Origin of the sequence: Halorubrum sp. GN12_10-3_MGM, assembly GCF_005435235.1 — an archaeon.
Classification (GTDB): Archaea; Halobacteriota; Halobacteria; order Halobacteriales; family Haloferacaceae; genus Halorubrum; species Halorubrum ezzemoulense.
Genome location: NZ_SGUB01000001.1, coordinates 125,002 through 139,043, shown reverse-complemented (window position 1 = coordinate 139,043; position 14,042 = coordinate 125,002). Strand labels below are relative to the sequence as shown.

General features: G+C 70.9%; 14 protein-coding genes and 1 pseudogene. 3 read left to right on the top strand and 12 right to left on the bottom strand.

Annotated elements, in window-relative coordinates; genetic code table 11:
- Positions 1–79: 79 nt before the first annotated feature.
- A complete protein-coding gene (locus EXE47_RS00750) occupies positions 80–631 on the bottom strand; it encodes a cysteine hydrolase family protein (protein WP_094494536.1) in 552 nt (183 codons plus the stop codon).
- A complete protein-coding gene (locus EXE47_RS00745) occupies positions 624–1,496 on the bottom strand; it encodes a YqcI/YcgG family protein (RefSeq protein ID WP_086215835.1) in 873 nt (290 codons plus the stop codon). Before EXE47_RS00745 ends, EXE47_RS00750 begins: the two co-directional genes overlap by 8 nt.
- Before the next feature lie 109 nt (positions 1,497–1,605).
- Here EXE47_RS00745 and EXE47_RS00740 point away from each other — a divergent pair, with 109 nt between their 5' ends.
- The gene (locus tag EXE47_RS00740; protein WP_086219400.1) at positions 1,606–2,040 is read left to right on the top strand and encodes a DUF1810 domain-containing protein; all 435 of its coding nucleotides are present in this window, start codon (positions 1,606–1,608) and stop codon (positions 2,038–2,040) included.
- A 42-nt stretch (positions 2,041–2,082) separates the two neighbouring features.
- On the opposite strand, the gene EXE47_RS00735 is transcribed toward EXE47_RS00740, so the two are convergent.
- Positions 2,083–3,567 carry a sodium:solute symporter gene (locus EXE47_RS00735; protein ID WP_049930359.1) on the bottom strand — a complete coding sequence of 495 codons (1,485 nt, stop codon included), beginning with the start codon at positions 3,565–3,567 and terminating at the stop codon, positions 2,083–2,085.
- Positions 3,568–3,719: 152 nt separating this feature from the next.
- A pseudogene (locus EXE47_RS00730) lies at positions 3,720–3,926 on the bottom strand (hypothetical protein); the annotation flags it as partial.
- Positions 3,927–4,103: 177 nt separating this feature from the next.
- On the opposite strand from EXE47_RS00730, the gene dnaG reads away from it, so the two are divergent.
- On the top strand, positions 4,104–5,720 hold the full coding sequence (gene dnaG / locus EXE47_RS00725) for a DNA primase DnaG (protein ID WP_089308320.1): 1,617 nt from the start codon (positions 4,104–4,106) through the stop codon (positions 5,718–5,720).
- 360 nt (positions 5,721–6,080) lie between these two features.
- Here the strand turns inward: dnaG and EXE47_RS00720 are convergent, their stop codons facing one another.
- From EXE47_RS00720 to EXE47_RS00690, 8 genes are all read right to left on the bottom strand, one after another.
- A complete protein-coding gene (locus tag EXE47_RS00720) occupies positions 6,081–7,172 on the bottom strand; it encodes an A24 family peptidase (protein WP_049930356.1) in 1,092 nt (363 codons plus the stop codon).
- A gap of 62 nt (positions 7,173–7,234) precedes the next feature.
- A complete protein-coding gene (locus tag EXE47_RS00715) occupies positions 7,235–8,512 on the bottom strand; it encodes a DUF6498-containing protein (protein ID WP_089308321.1) in 1,278 nt (425 codons plus the stop codon).
- Positions 8,513–8,592: 80 nt separating this feature from the next.
- Positions 8,593–8,805 carry a hypothetical protein gene (locus EXE47_RS00710; protein WP_049930351.1) on the bottom strand — a complete coding sequence of 71 codons (213 nt, stop codon included), beginning with the start codon at positions 8,803–8,805 and terminating at the stop codon, positions 8,593–8,595.
- Positions 8,802–9,866, bottom strand: coding sequence for a GNAT family N-acetyltransferase (locus tag EXE47_RS00705; protein WP_089308322.1), 1,065 nt, complete (start codon positions 9,864–9,866; stop codon positions 8,802–8,804). The genes EXE47_RS00710 and EXE47_RS00705 overlap by 4 nt, the downstream gene beginning before the upstream one ends.
- Entirely contained in the window at positions 9,863–11,182 is a 1,320-nt protein-coding gene (gene gatD / locus EXE47_RS00700; protein ID WP_089308323.1) for a Glu-tRNA(Gln) amidotransferase subunit GatD, read from the bottom strand. Before gatD ends, EXE47_RS00705 begins: the two co-directional genes overlap by 4 nt.
- 131 nt (positions 11,183–11,313) lie before the next feature.
- Positions 11,314–11,589 (bottom strand): PadR family transcriptional regulator, encoded by a 276-nt coding sequence (locus EXE47_RS00695; protein WP_004597247.1) that lies wholly within the window; start codon positions 11,587–11,589, stop codon positions 11,314–11,316.
- A 485-nt stretch (positions 11,590–12,074) separates the two neighbouring features.
- Entirely contained in the window at positions 12,075–12,221 is a 147-nt protein-coding gene (locus EXE47_RS18590) for a hypothetical protein (RefSeq protein WP_167373080.1), read from the bottom strand.
- A gap of 117 nt (positions 12,222–12,338) precedes the next feature.
- Positions 12,339–12,563: a hypothetical protein gene (locus EXE47_RS00690; protein ID WP_049930346.1), complete on the bottom strand. Its 225-nt coding sequence runs from the start codon at positions 12,561–12,563 to the stop codon at positions 12,339–12,341.
- A 313-nt stretch (positions 12,564–12,876) separates the two neighbouring features.
- On the opposite strand from EXE47_RS00690, the gene priS reads away from it, so the two are divergent.
- A complete protein-coding gene (gene priS / locus EXE47_RS00685; protein ID WP_089308324.1) occupies positions 12,877–14,040 on the top strand; it encodes a DNA primase small subunit PriS in 1,164 nt (387 codons plus the stop codon).
- The last annotated feature ends 2 nt before the right edge of the window (positions 14,041–14,042 follow it).

Sequence of the window (14,042 nt, the reverse complement as noted above, 5' to 3'; positions counted from 1 at the left end):
CTCCGTCGGAATACCGAATTCCTCGACGTTCGAGGTCGACCGCGACGCCGTCACCGACGGGCCGTACGGGCGGTTCTCCTCAGCGGTCGGCGAGCAGGTCGTCGCTCTCGACGACCGTCGCGAACTCGCCGTTCAGGTGCGCGAGCGCGACGCGGTGGGAGGTCTCCGGGTCGATCCGCTCCCCGTCGGGCGCTTCGCGGGCGTGCGTCGCGGTCGCGTCGGCGACCACGCGCACGTCGTAGCCTCGGTTCTCGGCCTCGCGCGTCGTCGTCGAGACGCAGTGGTCGGTGGTGAGTCCGCAGACGACGAGCGACTCGTACCCGGCCTCGCGGAGCCACTCGTCGAGCCCGGAGTCGAGGAACGCGCCGTTGACCGACTTCTCGAAGGTCGGCTCGCCCCCGGCGGGCGCCGTTTCCGGCTTCCACGCGAAGCCGGGGGCGTCCGGACGCAGCGGCGAGTCGGGTTCCGTCGAGGCGTGGCGGACGTGCGCGACCGGTCGGTTCGTCTCGCGCCAGCGGTCGAGGAGCGCGGCCGCGACCGCCTCGGCGTCGGGGTTGTTGCGCTCGCCCCACCCCGGCTCGTCGAACCCGACTTGGAAGTCGACGAGGAGGAGGACCGCGTCGTCAGTCATCGCCGAGTCCGGAACTGACGGGCGCGTCGGATTCGCTCCCGGTGTCGGCCGCGTCGAACGCCCGCCACGCGCCGGGTTCGAGCAGCGACTCGGACGCCTTGGGGTGTTCGCGCGTCGGGTCGAGCGGACAGGCGTCCGGGCTCGCGTCGTCGTCCTCGCGGAACAGGTACTGCTTCCACTCGCGGTCGCCCTCGGCGCCCCAGTCGCCGAGGTCGGCGTGGGGACAGACCCCGTCGTACTCCTCCATCCGGCCTCGGATCGTCTCGCGGGCGCGCTCGCCCGCCTCGGTGTCGGCGGTGATCCCCTCGAAGACGCTCCGGGGTTGGAAGGTGATCTCTAAGCCGACCGGCGAGTAGCGGCTCTTCCGGTCGTCGTAGAAGGGGGCGCGCGAGGTCGGGAACAGCGCCTCGCCGCCGAAGCAGAACTCCCACCGCGGGGTGTCGGGGTCGACCGGGATGTCGTCCGGCCACGGCTCCGGGTCGTGGACGTGGAGGAACTCCAGGACGTGCCAGAGCCGCTCGTGGTAGTGCGCCTCGCCGCGGTCGTCGTCGGGCGGCCTGAAGAACACCGCGAGCGGCGCGCGGTCGGCGTGGTCCGGGTACGTGTCGAGGTACTCTGAGAGGACATCGCGCAGCCGCAACAGCGCGGCCGGGTCCGTGGTCGACTCGCAGGCGGCGTACAACATGTCGCCCTCGCGCTCGACCTCGATCCCGAAGTAGCAGGGGAACGGGGACCCGTCGCGCTCGCCGAGCATCGACTCCCGGAAGGTCCGGTAGTGCTCCTGAAACCACGGCGACGCGTCGTCGAGCCGATCGTGGAGCGTCTCTTGGTCCAACAGCACGCCCTCGGTGCCGGGCTCGTTCATACGCGTTGTCGGGGCGAAGCGGTCTTTTGGCTTTCGCCGGGTTCGACGCGGCGGGAACGGGCACTGCCGGCCACTCTTATAAACAAGCGACGAGAACGTCCCCGAGGAGATGGCCGACCCGAACGACTCCCACGACCTCCGACGGTTCGTCGAGGCGCAGGCCGGCGTGATCGAGTCGGCCAAGCGGGAACTGCGCGCGGGACGGAAGCGGAGCCACTGGATGTGGTTCGTGTTCCCGCAGGTCGAGGGGTTGGGGACCAGTCGGAGGTCGCAGCGCTACGCGATCGGTTCCCGCGAGGAGGCGACCGCGTACCTCGCGCACCCGACGCTGGGGCCGCGGCTGCGGGAGTGTACGGCGATCGTCAACGGGCTGGAGGGGCGGTCGGCCCACGAGGTGTTCGGGTCGCCGGACGACCTGAAGTTCCGGTCGTCGATGACGCTGTTCGACGCGGTCGCGGACGGGGACGGTCCGTTCGGGACCGCGCTCGACCGGTACTACGACGGGCCCGATCCGAAGACGCTCCGGTTCCTGCGGAACGAGTGAGACCGACGGCGGTCGAATCCCGACTGACGGGGATCGGCCGAGTCAGTCCCCGGCCACCGCGAACCGCGAGGCGTCGCCCTCCTCGGTCGGCGCCGTGAGCAGCGAGACCCCCACAGTGAGCGCGCCGGACAGCGCCATCAGCCCGAGCGCAACGTCCCAGCCGCCGAGGACCGTCTTCGGCAGGGTCGGGACGGCACCGACGACGGCGGACAGCACGACGAGCAGGTACGCCGCCTGGGGGACCGCGACGCCGGCGATCATCCCCGTGCGGGTCGTCCGCGGCCAGTAGAGCGCGCAGATCACGGGGAGCGCGAGCAGCGCGAACCCGGAGAACGCCGTGTCGCCGACCTCGATCAGCGTCCCCGGGCGGAACAGGCTCGCGGCGAACGCGAGCGTCGCGAACGCCGCCACGCCGATCCGCGCGATCCACGCCTCGCGTCGCTCGGAGGCGTCGGCGTCGACGAGCGGTCGGTACAGGTCGCGGGTGAAGTACGACGACCCCGAGAGCAGCATCGAGTCCGACGAGGACATCATCGCCGCCATCGCGCCCGCGACGACGAGCGCGGCGAACCACGCAGGGGTGTACTCGCCGAGCACGACCGGGAGCACGTTCGCATCCGTTGGCACCTCGACCGGCGTCCCGGCCGCCCACGCGCCGAGCATGAACGCGGGGAGGAACAGCAGCAGGACGAGGACGGGCCACAGCGCGAACGACCGCTTCAGCGTCGCGGCCGACTTCGCGACGAAGAAGCGCTGGTTGATCTGCGGGAACATCGTCACTCCGAACGCGATGGTGATCGCCGTGGAGACGATGAACTCCGGCGTGTACGCGCCGCCGCCGAAGCCCCCAAACTCGGGCCGGGCCGCCAGCATCCCCTCGGTCGCGGCGCCGACGCCGCCGAGCGCCGAGACGACCCACGCCGCGGCGACCCAGACGACGGAGAGCATGAACAGCCCCTGGAGCGTGTCGGTCCACGCCACGCCGCGGAGTCCGGCAACGGCGACGTAGAGGATCATGAACCCGGTGATGAGCGCCGCGCCGCCCCAGTACGGGACGACGCCGTCGGTGAGGCCGACGAGCGCCTCCCCGGCGCCCATCTGCTGGAGCATGACGTACGGGAACAGCCACAGGAGGCTGACGCCGGCGATCAGCGCGCGCAGCCCGGTCGAGCCGAAGCGGTCGCCGAGCATCTCGCCGAGCGTCACGTAGCCGTTACGAGCGCCGATCAGCCACTGCTTGTAGCCGATGACGTACCACAGCACCGCGAACAGGACGCCGTCTAAGGTCCCCATAACGATCAGCCACTCTGGGCCGGCGCGGTAGGCGAGGTTCGGCCCGCCGAAGAACGTGAACGCCGACAGCAGGGTGGCGAAGGTCGTGAAGAGCAGCACGAGCGTGCCGATCGACCGGTTCGCGAGGTAGTAGTCCTCGGCGGTCGTCTCCGAGACGCGGTACGCGACGAGGCCGAGCGCGAGCGCGACGACGAGGTAGCCGACGACGACGCCGAGCGAAAGGCCGAGCGTCACCGGCGGTCACCCCCGGTCGGCTCCGACGGGTCGCGGCTCGTCGCGCCGTCCACGGCGGCGGAATCTGTGGCCACGGTGTCGGCGGCCGCGGAATCTGTGGCCACGGTGTCGGCGGCCGCGGAATCTGCGGCCACGGCGTCGGTCCCCACCCGCCTGCCCATCCCGCGCTCCCACGCGCCGCTCCGGACGAACAGCGCGAACAGGCCCGCACACAGCCCGAGCCACGCCACGTGCCACCAGATCCACACCGGGAGCCCGGCGGCGACGCGGTCGACGCCCCACAGCGGCCACGGCACCGCGAACGCAACGAGTATCGCGAACGTCGGTATCCAAACGAGATCGCTCCGTAAGCGCGTCATGTACAATGAAACTACGACTATAAACACAAAGAGCTATCGAATAAGTTCGAACACACATATCGAAGAGAAATTTTCTTCGATAACTGTTGCCGGAGGGACGTGGCGATAGCTATTTTCCGCGAGGAGCGCAACGATACACGGACGGGCGCTACCGCCCGCTATCACCATTCACCACTCATGAAAGACACAGAGAAATACCTGATACACGCCACCATCGCGGCCGACGGCGTCGTCGAGCGGAGCGACGTCGTCGGGGCGGTGTTCGGCCAGACGGAGGGGCTGCTCGGCGACGAGCTGGACCTCCGGGACCTCCAGGAGTCCTCGCGCGTGGGTCGGATCGACGTCTCCGTCGAGTCCGAGAACGGCCAGTCGTTCGGCGAGGTCACCGTCGCGTCGAGCCTGGACAAGGTCGAGACCGCGATCCTGGCCGCCGCGCTGGAGACGATCGATCGCATCGGCCCCTGTCACGCCTCCGTCGAGGTGACGAGCATCGAGGACGTACGGGCGGCCAAGCGCCGCGAGGTCGTCGAGCGCGCAAAGGAGCTGATCGCGGGCGGCTTCGAGGAGACGAGCCTCGCGAGCAGCGACGTGTTAGACGAGGTGCGCGACGCCGCCCGCGTCGAGGGCATCGTCGACTACGAGGGGCTCCCGGCCGGGCCGCGCGTCGGCGACTCAGACGCCGTCATCGTCGTCGAGGGCCGCGCCGACGTGCTCACGCTGCTCGACTGCGGGATCAAGAACGCCGTCGCGGTCGAGGGGACGAACGTCCCCGAGGCGGTCGCCGAGCTGACCGCCGACCGGACCGTCACCGCGTTCCTCGACGGCGACCGCGGCGGGGAGCTCATCCTCCGCGAGCTCGCGCAGGTGGGCGACGTGGACTACGTCGCGTTCGCGCCGCCCGGCGAGTCCGTCGAGGACCTCGACCGCGACGCCGTCTTCGAGGCGCTCCGCGGGAAGGTCCCGTACGCGAGCCTCGCGGACGCCGGCGATCTCCGAGCGGCCGCCGGCGACGAGGATCCCGAGGACGGCGACGGGGCGTCCGTCAGCGACGGGACGACTACCGACGACGTGGCACCCGACGACGACGGTCCCGAGTCGGCCGCGCGCGTCGGCGACGGCGGCGCGGTGCCGAGCGGTTCCGCGGGCGGCGACGCGGTCGACCCGTCGCCCGAATCGACCGAGCCGCCGACTGCCGGGTCGACGACCGAATCGCGCGACGCGACGGACGCCGACGCCGAAGTCGCCGGAACGAGCGGCGCGTCCGCCTCCGGTGGCGAAGTAGAACCGGCGGATTCGGCGTCAACTCCCGAAGAAGCCGGCGGTACCGACACCGTCGCGGACGACGCCGCCGGAGAGACCGACGAGGTGTCCGGAGGCGACGCGACCGCGGACGAGATGGCTAGCGACAACGCGACCGCGGACGAGGAACCTTCGGACGGCGCGACCGCGAACGAGGAACCGACGGACGGCGCGACCGGCGAGCACGACGAACCGCGGTCGATCGCGGCGCACGTCGACGAGGTCGTCGACGGCGAGACCGGCCGCGCCCGGCTCCTCGGCGACGAGTTCGGCGTCGTCGATGAGGTCGACGCGGGAGACGCGTTCGACGCGGTGGAGGGGGCCGAGCCCGCGCCGCGAGCCGTCGTTGTCGACGGCACCGTCGACCAGCGGCTGCTCGACGTGGCGGCCCAGCGCGGGGTCGGCGACCTCGTCGGCCGCGACCTCGGGGAGTTCGTGAAGCGCCCGGTCGGAACGCGGGTACTGACGGCGGCCGCCCTCCGCGCTGGGAGCTAGCGAGACGGGGAGGTCGTCGTTGATCGCTTACGGATCGTCGATCGCCGATCGGCGGTAAAAACCGCTAAAGTCGCAGCTGCTCGCCGATAAAAGAGCGATTGGCGATCGGCGGCGAACGCCTCCAAAGCCCCAGCCGCGATTCCCGCTCGCTTCGCTCGCGGGAATCGCGACTGCCCCTTTGAGTCTCACCCGACCGCACAGCAGCCGCACCTCACGCCTCCCCAGCCTCGTCGCTGGCGCCCTCCGCTTCGCTCCGGGGCCAGCAACTCCCTCGCGCGTGCGACTCGCGGCCTGCGGCCGCTCGTCGGCACACGCCGCCGCACCGCTCATATGTTTATAAATGGCGTCGTCAGTGTCGGCTCACACCAGCCCGAGCGCGCCCAGCGCCGCGAACAGCGCGTCGCCGTACGTCAGCGAGGCGACGAGTCCGACCGCCATCGGGACGACGAACGGCATCCCGGGCGAGACCAGCACGCGGTCCTCGCGGGCGACGACGTCGAGGCCCTCGCGGAGCGTCGCGGCGTCGGTGCCGTACGCGCCGTGATCGATCTCGTCTAGGAACCGCTCTGCCGCCCACGGGTCGTCGGACTCGCGGTCGGCGTCGCTGTCGGTCTCCGCGTCGGCCGCATGCCCGCCGTCCGGGGCCGCGTCGTCAACTGCCCGTCCTCCGTCGGTGGGCGCGTCGTCAACTGCGCGCCCCCCGTCGGTAGGCGCGTCGTCAACTGCGCGCCCCCCGTCGGTCCGCGGACCGACGTGGGTCCCGCCGTCGGTCGGGGCGAACGTCTCGCCGACCGAGGCGGGGTCGCGGAGGTCGTCGGGGTCGGCCCGCACGTCGGCGAGCGTGCGGCCGCGCCACCGGAGATACATCCGGAGCGCGTCGAGATCGAGGCCGTTCCGGGTCGGCCCGTCGGGGTCCTCGAACAGCCGCCCGTGCCGGTCGGGCAGCGAGTCGGTCGCGACCGGTCGCGCGAAGAACATGAGCCGCGAGGCCTCGCCGCGGACGAGGTTGAAGACGGCGAGGCCGACCGGGTACGCGAGCCCGAGGAGGACGGTGTTCGTGAGGATCGTCAGCGAGAACACGCCGAGCTGGGTGTCGACGAGCGGGAGCGTGACCCCGGCGAGGTCGTACGCCGGGAACGTCGGGAAGAGCACCGCGAGCGCGATCATCGCCTTGGCGTCGGCGCCGCCGAACGCCCCGAGGTACCAGAACGCGTAGCCCAGCGGCGCGACGAAAAGCAGACTGATCGCGACTCGCACCAGGAATCGCATCTCCACGAACCCCCCGAGAGGCCAGATCGTCACAATCTCCCAGACCAGAAGCAGCGCGCCGAACAGGTACAGCGGCGGCCACAGCCTGTTCGGGAGGCGCCGGGTCCGGACGTCCCGGATCGCCGCCCACGCGAACACGGGGACGACGACGAGTCGGAGGAGGTCCGGCAGCGTCGCAACCATGTCTCCACGGGCGAGACGGGACCAATTAGGCGTTCGGGTTCGCGTATCGATATCGATAGCCGTCAGCCGTCCGGCCGGTCCGGCCGCCGATCGAACACGTCGAGGACAGGCTCCGGGTCGTCGAGGCCCGGGATCCGGTACTCGTCGTCGCGCAGTTCGATCACGACGGTCTCGGTCCCGAGCCGCCGGTCGAGCCGCCGGCGCTCCACCCGCAGATCCGTCTCGTCCCACGGCTCGACGCGCCACATCGTCGCGCCGGACAGGCGGTCGCGCGCGACGAGCGCGCCGTCGCCGGCGCGGTACTCGACGAGCCCGTGCCGGAGTTCGTGGTCGAGCGCGGCGAGCGCGAGCGGGACCGCGAGCGCGGCCGCGAGGAGGAGGGCGACGGTCCCCCAGTCGCCGCCGAACGCGAACAGGAGGCCGAGGAGCGCGAGGCCCCCGCCGACGTACCAGAGCCCCGGGTGGCCGAGCGGCGTCGTCAGCGCCCCGGCGAGACGAGCGCGGCGGGGCTGGCGGACCGTCTCGGTCGGCTTCGCGAGCGATCCGTCGACCGGCTCGGCCGCGGGCGGGTCGTAGGAGAGCCCCAGATCGAGCGACGACGACTCGTCGAACGCGGCCAGTCGGTCGCCGTACAGGCTCGCGAGGTCGAAAGCGAACTTCACCGCGACGATGCCGAGCAGGAGGGGAATCCCGATCGCGTCCGGATCGATCGCAGAGATCGGCGTGTCCTCCTCCAGCGTTCCCGCGCCGACGATCGTGACGGTGAACAGCGCGCCGAAGAAGATCGCCGCGCCCTGAGCGAACACGCCTTGGATCGCGGTCTGCGCGCTGTGATCCCGGTGCTCGCCGCGACCGAAGTACTCGACGAGCGTCGTGACCCCCTCGCCGATGAAGAGGGCGAGCGTCGCGAGCGCGACCGTGTCGACCACGGTCGAGACGGTCCCCTCCTCGACGACGACGCCGACCGTGAGCGTGCCGACGACCAGCCAGACGACCGCGAGGATCGGCGCGGCGACGGGGAGGACGAGCAGCGACGAGAGCCGGACCTGAACGCCGGTCCACGGGATCGACAGGGCGACCCGTCGCTGTGCGAGCGGGCCGATGAGCAGCCCGTCGCGTTCTATCTCGGACGGGCGTCCGGCGAACAGCGCGCGGACGAGCGCCCACCCGGAGGCGATCCCGAGTTCGAACCAGTACAGCGTCATCAGCGCGGCCGCGTTCCAGCCGAGCGAGACCACGCCGACGAGCGGGAGCAGGTTCGCGAGCGCGACCGAGAGGACTCGGGGACGACGGCCGCGGGCCAGCGCGCGCAACCCGTCGGGCGGGCGAGAGGAGGGCATCCGTCGGTCGTTCCGGGTCGGCGTACATAAGCGGCCGGGGGTTCGGCGGGGGGCTCGGACCGGTGCCGCGCGCGACCAATTTAGCGCGCCGGACCGGCGTCGCGGTGGAGATAGAGGTACGCCAGCACCGGAACGATCGTGAAGAGGAGCGTCGAGGCGGCCCAAACGACCGCGTAGCGGCTCCCGCGCGCCCTCGCGTCGCGGTAGATCCACACCGCGGCGGCGACGACGACGCCGTAGATCACGAGCGTGAGCGGCAGCGACCACGGGAGAGCGAGACCGAAGAGGGTCATCCGTCTCCACCGGTGAGGTCGGCGCACATGACGAAGTCCGGCTCCGCCGCGACCGGCACGCGGTTCGCGCCGGTGTCGCTGACGTGCTCGACCGTCTCGGGGATCAGCACGCGAGCGCGGTCGGCGTCCGCCGCCGCGGCGTCGGCGGCGATCGCGTCGTACAGCGCGCCCGCCGCGCCGACGTCGCGCCACGCGGCGACGCCGTAGACCGCGGTCCGCGTGGGCTCGCCGTCGACCTCGCGCTCCGTCACGCGGGTCCGGACCGCGAAGCCGGCGAGCGCGTCGGCGTCGGCAACCGCGAGCAGTCGGTCCTCGGCGGCCGCTGTCGCGAGCTCGTCGCGGGTGAGCCGGGAGCAGGCCCACGACTCGTCCGGGTCGAGCGCGAGGCCGCGCAGGCGGTCGCGGGCGGCGCTGTCGCTCCAGAACGCCCACGCCGCGTTCGGGTCGGGGTCGGGGAGACGGTCGAGACCGGCGGCGTCGCGGTCGATTGCGTCCGGGTCGGGCGCCGGCTCCGCGAACCGGAACTCCGTCGCGGGGTCGAAGCCGACCGCGCGCGACTGGCCGAGTCCCATGACGTTCCACGAGAACACCATGTTGCGGCAGACGGTCGCGCCGCGTCCGCGCGCCCAGTCGAGCACCGCCTCCGAGAGGGCGGTCCCGACGCCGTGGCCGCGCGCGGCGGGGTCGACGCGGATCCCCTGTCCCCACGCCTCCCACTCGCTGAGGAGCGCGCCCTGGATACAGCCGACGACCGCCTCGGGGTCGCCCGCGTCGGCGGCGCCGTCGCCGTCGCCCGTGACGTGCGTGTCGCCCGCGTCTCTGCCGTCGAGGTCGCCCACGTCGGCGGCGTCCGGGGGGAGCGTCGCCACGAAGGTGCCGCGGTCCGGGTCGTCGGACGCGGCCCACTCCGGGAACACGCGAGGGATGTAGTCCTCGTGGCGCTCGCCCCACGTGTCGCGGGTGAACGCCGCGACCGCGTCGGCGTCGGCCGGGCGCGCCTCGCGGACGACGACGGTCGGCGCTGCGTCGGCCTCGTCGGCGTCGTCGGCTGCCTCGCTCATCGCCAGGGCCGCGACTCCTCTGTCAGCTCGCCCGCGAGGTCACGCGTCATCGCGTCGGCGGGGTCCGCGCGGTTCGCGAGCGCCCACATCAGCTTCACCTTCGCGGTTCCGGGGAGGGTGTCGCCCGCCTCGACGACGCCGGCGTCCAGCAGGTCGCGGCCGGTGTCGTACACGCGGTCGCAGACCCGACCTTCGAGGCACTGGCTCGTCATCGCGACGACAGTCCCGCCCTCGACCAGCTCCTCGATCCGCGGGATGAGGTCGGTGTGGACGTGGCCGAGCCCGGTGCCCTCGATCACGACGCCGTCCTTGTCGTCGAGGTACGCCCACGCGGCCGGGTCCATTCCGGGCGTGAACTTCACCAGCTCCACGTCGCCGTCGAGGTAGGGCTCAAGCGCGATCGCGTCGCCGTCGGCCGCGTCGCTCCCGTCGGTTCCGCCCCGCGAGCGCGGCTCGCGGTTCCACTCGATCGCAGCGTCGGCCGCGTCACCGTCGGCGCCCGCCTCCGCGGCGCGCTCGTAGTCGATCAGCCCGAGGGGCGCGGCGCCGACCGTCTCGAAGGCGTCCCGGCGCGAGGTGTGATTCTTGCGGACGCGCGTGCCGCGGTGGAGCGCGCAGGCGTCGTCGGAGGGGTCGGCGTGCATACAGACGAGGGTCTCGCTATGCTCGGCCTTCACGGCCTCGACGGCGCACACCGCGTTCATCACGTTGTCCGACGAGGGCCGGTCCGCGGAGCGCTGGCTCCCCGTGAACACGACCGGGACGGGCGAGTCGAGCATAAAGGATAGCGCGGACGCGGAGTACTGCATCGTGTCGGTGCCGTGCATCACGACGACGCCGTCGGCGCCGGCCTCGATCTCCTCGGCGACCGCGTCGGCGAGGTCGCGCCAGATGGACGGCTCCATGTTCTCCGAGAGGATGTTCGCGACGACGCGCCCGCGGTAGTTCGCGCGCCCGGCGAGTTCTGGGACGGCGCGGAGGACGTCCTCGGCGTCGAACTGCGCGGTGACGGCGCCGGTCCGGTAGTCGACGGTGGAGGCGATCGTCCCGCCGGTGGAGATGAGCGAGACGGTGGGGAGGTCCTCGTCGAAGGTGATCTCGGAGGTGGCGTCGGCTTCGTCGTCGGTCTCGGCCGCAGGGTCGACCTCGCGGGCGGCGGAGTCCAGCACCTCGACATCGGCCGCCTCGCGGTCGATGCCGACGTTGTAGCCGCCGTCCAGCTTGACGACGAGGTGGTCGCGCGTCGTGGAGGGGAGCAGTACGCCCTCGTTGGTGACGCCCCCGCGCTCGACGCGGACGCGATCTCCCGGTTGCATACGCTCCGCTTCCGCCGGGGCGGACTTGAATCCAACCGTTCGAGGCGGCGCGACAGGAGCATCGCAAAAACGGCGAGGAAGAAGAGAGGCCGACGGCTATCGACCGAGTGCGGGAGCGGCGGGCGGCCGGGTCAGTGCTCGATGTACTCGGCTTCCCAGTCGGTCCGGGCCTCGATCTCGCGGCGGCCGCGGCGGGTCAGCGTGTAGTAGTTGGTGCGGCGGTCGCGCTGGCCCTTCTCGACGAGCCCCTTCTCGACGAGCGTGTCGAGGTTCGGGTAGAGGCGGCCGTGGTGGATCTCCTTTTCGTAGTACTCTTCGAGTTCCTCCTTGATGGCCAGCCCGTGCGGCTCGTCGAGCCCCGCGATCACGTAGAGCAGGTCTCGCTGAAAACCTGTGAGGTCATACATACGACTGCTTAGACATATTATCCGAAAATAAATAAATATACCGTTACATCTGTCCTCATACGACCAGCCGGCGGCACCTACGCCTCCGTAACCGACGGGTTCGTTCTGTCAACTCCGTAACTGTCATCCGAAATAGAGCGGGTATTCGGCGATGGGAAGTCGTTACGGTTACCTGATACGTGCCCGGAACCCGCGGCTCACAGGAACGACTGGCTGTCGGAGCAGGGCGCCGATCGGAGAGAAACCGAGCGGCTCCGATCGGGCGCGACGAGACGGAGGCGAGGCGCGATCGGATCAGGGCGTGCGAGGCGCTATCGAAGCAGGATATGCCGGACGCTGTCGGATTCGCGCTCGAAGAAGGCACGCCCGACGCGGAAAAAAGCCGCGTCGAGCCTGCCGATTGGTCCCCGCTGACGCTTCGGCCCTCCAGACGAAGCGTCACCTGACGATAGCAGGTAGAGCGTAATAAACGTGTTGTACGCCGCTCACATGTGTTCTTCTTCTAACACCCAGCCGAGCGCGCGCTTGTAGTGCGCGAACAGCTCCTCGACGCCGCGGTGGTTCATCTCTTCGTCGTCCAACTGCTCGCGCAGGAACTCGTACTGCTCTCTGATCTCCTCTTCCGAACGCATACCACTCGGTACGGAGCGGTCCCGGATAGTGTTGTGGCCGGAAGGGTGTCGAGCGGTTGACGGGGCGCCGTCGCCGAGACTCTCGCGACTGACTGAGGGCTCACCGGATCCGGAGGGTCATCGATACCACCAGACGACCACGCCGACCACGAGGAGTGCGCCGACGGCGGTCAGTACCCCGCCGAACCGCGGTGACCACCCGACCGTCGCCACGCCGAGAAGCGTCGCCACACCGAGCATCGCCGTCAGGAGACCGGTCACCAGAAATATCGCGCCCAACACGACATCGGGGACCAGCTTTGCGACCTCGTCGATGAGCAGGTCGAGTGTCTCGTCGAGCATGGGGACCGGCCGTGTTCGGCCGACGACGGTGCCGGACTAAATGCTGTCGACGGTCAGTGACGAGGAGAGGGCCTGAGGCCAAATCACGGCCGCCTGGTTACACATATGGATCGTAGTTCGACAGAGGACACCGCAAATTCCCAGCCGCGGGGCCGCGCCCGTACCGCGCAGCGCCCCACGCCTCCCCAGCCTCGCGGCTCGCGCTCTTCGAGCGCTCGTCGCCACGCGCCGCCGCGTCTTTTCGATGAGTGCTGTCGCGGACACCGGCGAACGGTAACGTTGATACGTCGACCGCGGGTACAAGAGGAGACGAATGGACGACCGGACTCGCGAGTACCTCCGGGGGCGGTTCGGCGACTACTACCGGTCGGTGTCGCTGTCGCTCCCCCCCGACGCGAACCTCCGCGAGTGGGGGCACATCCCGTGGACCCCCGGGTCGGGGACGACGATGGTCCGTCACCAGTCGCTGTACGACCTCGGCGACGTGGACACCTTCTTCGCCGACAACGCGCCCCGGCACGCCTACTTCTCGGCCGCGCGCTACGACGACCCCGGAGCGACGACGATGGGGCAGAAGGGGTGGCGGAACGCCGACCTCGTCTTCGACCTGGACGCCGACCACCTCCCCGGCGTCGACCCCGAGACCACCTCCTACCCGGAGATGCTGGCGGCGTGTAAGGACGCGCTCGTGCGGCTGCTGGACTTCATCGACGACGACTTCGCGTTCGAAGACGTGACGGTCGTCTTCTCCGGCGGGCGGGGCTACCACGTCCACGTCCGGGACGAGAGCGTGCGGGAGTTGGACAGCGAGGCGCGCCGCGAGATCGTCGACTACGTGCGCGCCATCGACCTCGACAGCGACGGACTGATCCGGACGGTCTCCGACCGGGGGACAACGAAGCGCGTCCTCCGCACCGAGGGCGGGTGGGGCGCGCGCGTTCACGACGCGCTGGTCGAGTACGCCGACGACCTCCGCGAGATGGGCGACGAGGCCGCGCGCGAGCGCCTCATGGAACTCGACGGGATCGGCGAGGGGCGCGCGGAGACGATCCGCGGCGCGTTTGACCGGAACCCGACCGCCGTGCGCGAGGGCAACGTGGAGGCCGGCGGGCCGGGCGTCCGCCGGCTCGTCTCCGCGCTCGCCGCGCGCGTCGCCGCGACCGACGCCGCGCCGATCGACGAGCCGGTGACGACCGATACCCGGCGGCTCATCCGGCTCCCGGGGACGCTCCACGGCGGCTCCGCGCTCGTCGTCACGCCGCTCGACCGCGACGAGCTCGCCGACTTCGACCCGCTCCGGGACGCGGTCCCGGACCGGTTCGTCGGCCGCGAGATCCGGATCGAGACGGACGCGGATCGGACGGTAGAATTAAACGGCGAGCGCGTCAGAGTTGAATCCGGTAGAAACACCGTGCCCGAGTTCGCGGGAGCCTTCCTGATGGCCCGCGGCGAGGCGCGGAAAGCTCCCGAACGATGACC

Bases quoted from the DNA above. Each gene is read 5' to 3' on its own strand.
- EXE47_RS00715 (WP_089308321.1), bottom strand. From the start codon at position 8,512: ATGCCCTCCTCTCGCCCGCCCGACGGGTTGCGCGCGCTGGCCCGCGGC.
- EXE47_RS00750 (WP_094494536.1), bottom strand. From the start codon at position 631: ATGACTGACGACGCGGTCCTCCTCCTCGTCGACTTCCAAGTCGGGTTC.
- EXE47_RS00690 (WP_049930346.1), bottom strand. From the start codon at position 12,563: ATGCTCGACGAGACACTCGACCTGCTCATCGACGAGGTCGCAAAGCTG.
- EXE47_RS18590 (WP_167373080.1), bottom strand. From the start codon at position 12,221: ATGCGTTCGGAAGAGGAGATCAGAGAGCAGTACGAGTTCCTGCGCGAG.
- EXE47_RS00720 (WP_049930356.1), bottom strand. From the start codon at position 7,172: ATGGTTGCGACGCTGCCGGACCTCCTCCGACTCGTCGTCGTCCCCGTG.
- EXE47_RS00710 (WP_049930351.1), bottom strand. From the start codon at position 8,805: ATGACCCTCTTCGGTCTCGCTCTCCCGTGGTCGCTGCCGCTCACGCTC.
- priS (WP_089308324.1), top strand. From the start codon at position 12,877: ATGGACGACCGGACTCGCGAGTACCTCCGGGGGCGGTTCGGCGACTAC.
- EXE47_RS00695 (WP_004597247.1), bottom strand. From the start codon at position 11,589: ATGTATGACCTCACAGGTTTTCAGCGAGACCTGCTCTACGTGATCGCG.
- EXE47_RS00705 (WP_089308322.1), bottom strand. From the start codon at position 9,866: ATGAGCGAGGCAGCCGACGACGCCGACGAGGCCGACGCAGCGCCGACC.
- EXE47_RS00745 (WP_086215835.1), bottom strand. From the start codon at position 1,496: ATGAACGAGCCCGGCACCGAGGGCGTGCTGTTGGACCAAGAGACGCTC.
- dnaG (WP_089308320.1), top strand. From the start codon at position 4,104: ATGAAAGACACAGAGAAATACCTGATACACGCCACCATCGCGGCCGAC.
- EXE47_RS00740 (WP_086219400.1), top strand. From the start codon at position 1,606: ATGGCCGACCCGAACGACTCCCACGACCTCCGACGGTTCGTCGAGGCG.
- gatD (WP_089308323.1), bottom strand. From the start codon at position 11,182: ATGCAACCGGGAGATCGCGTCCGCGTCGAGCGCGGGGGCGTCACCAAC.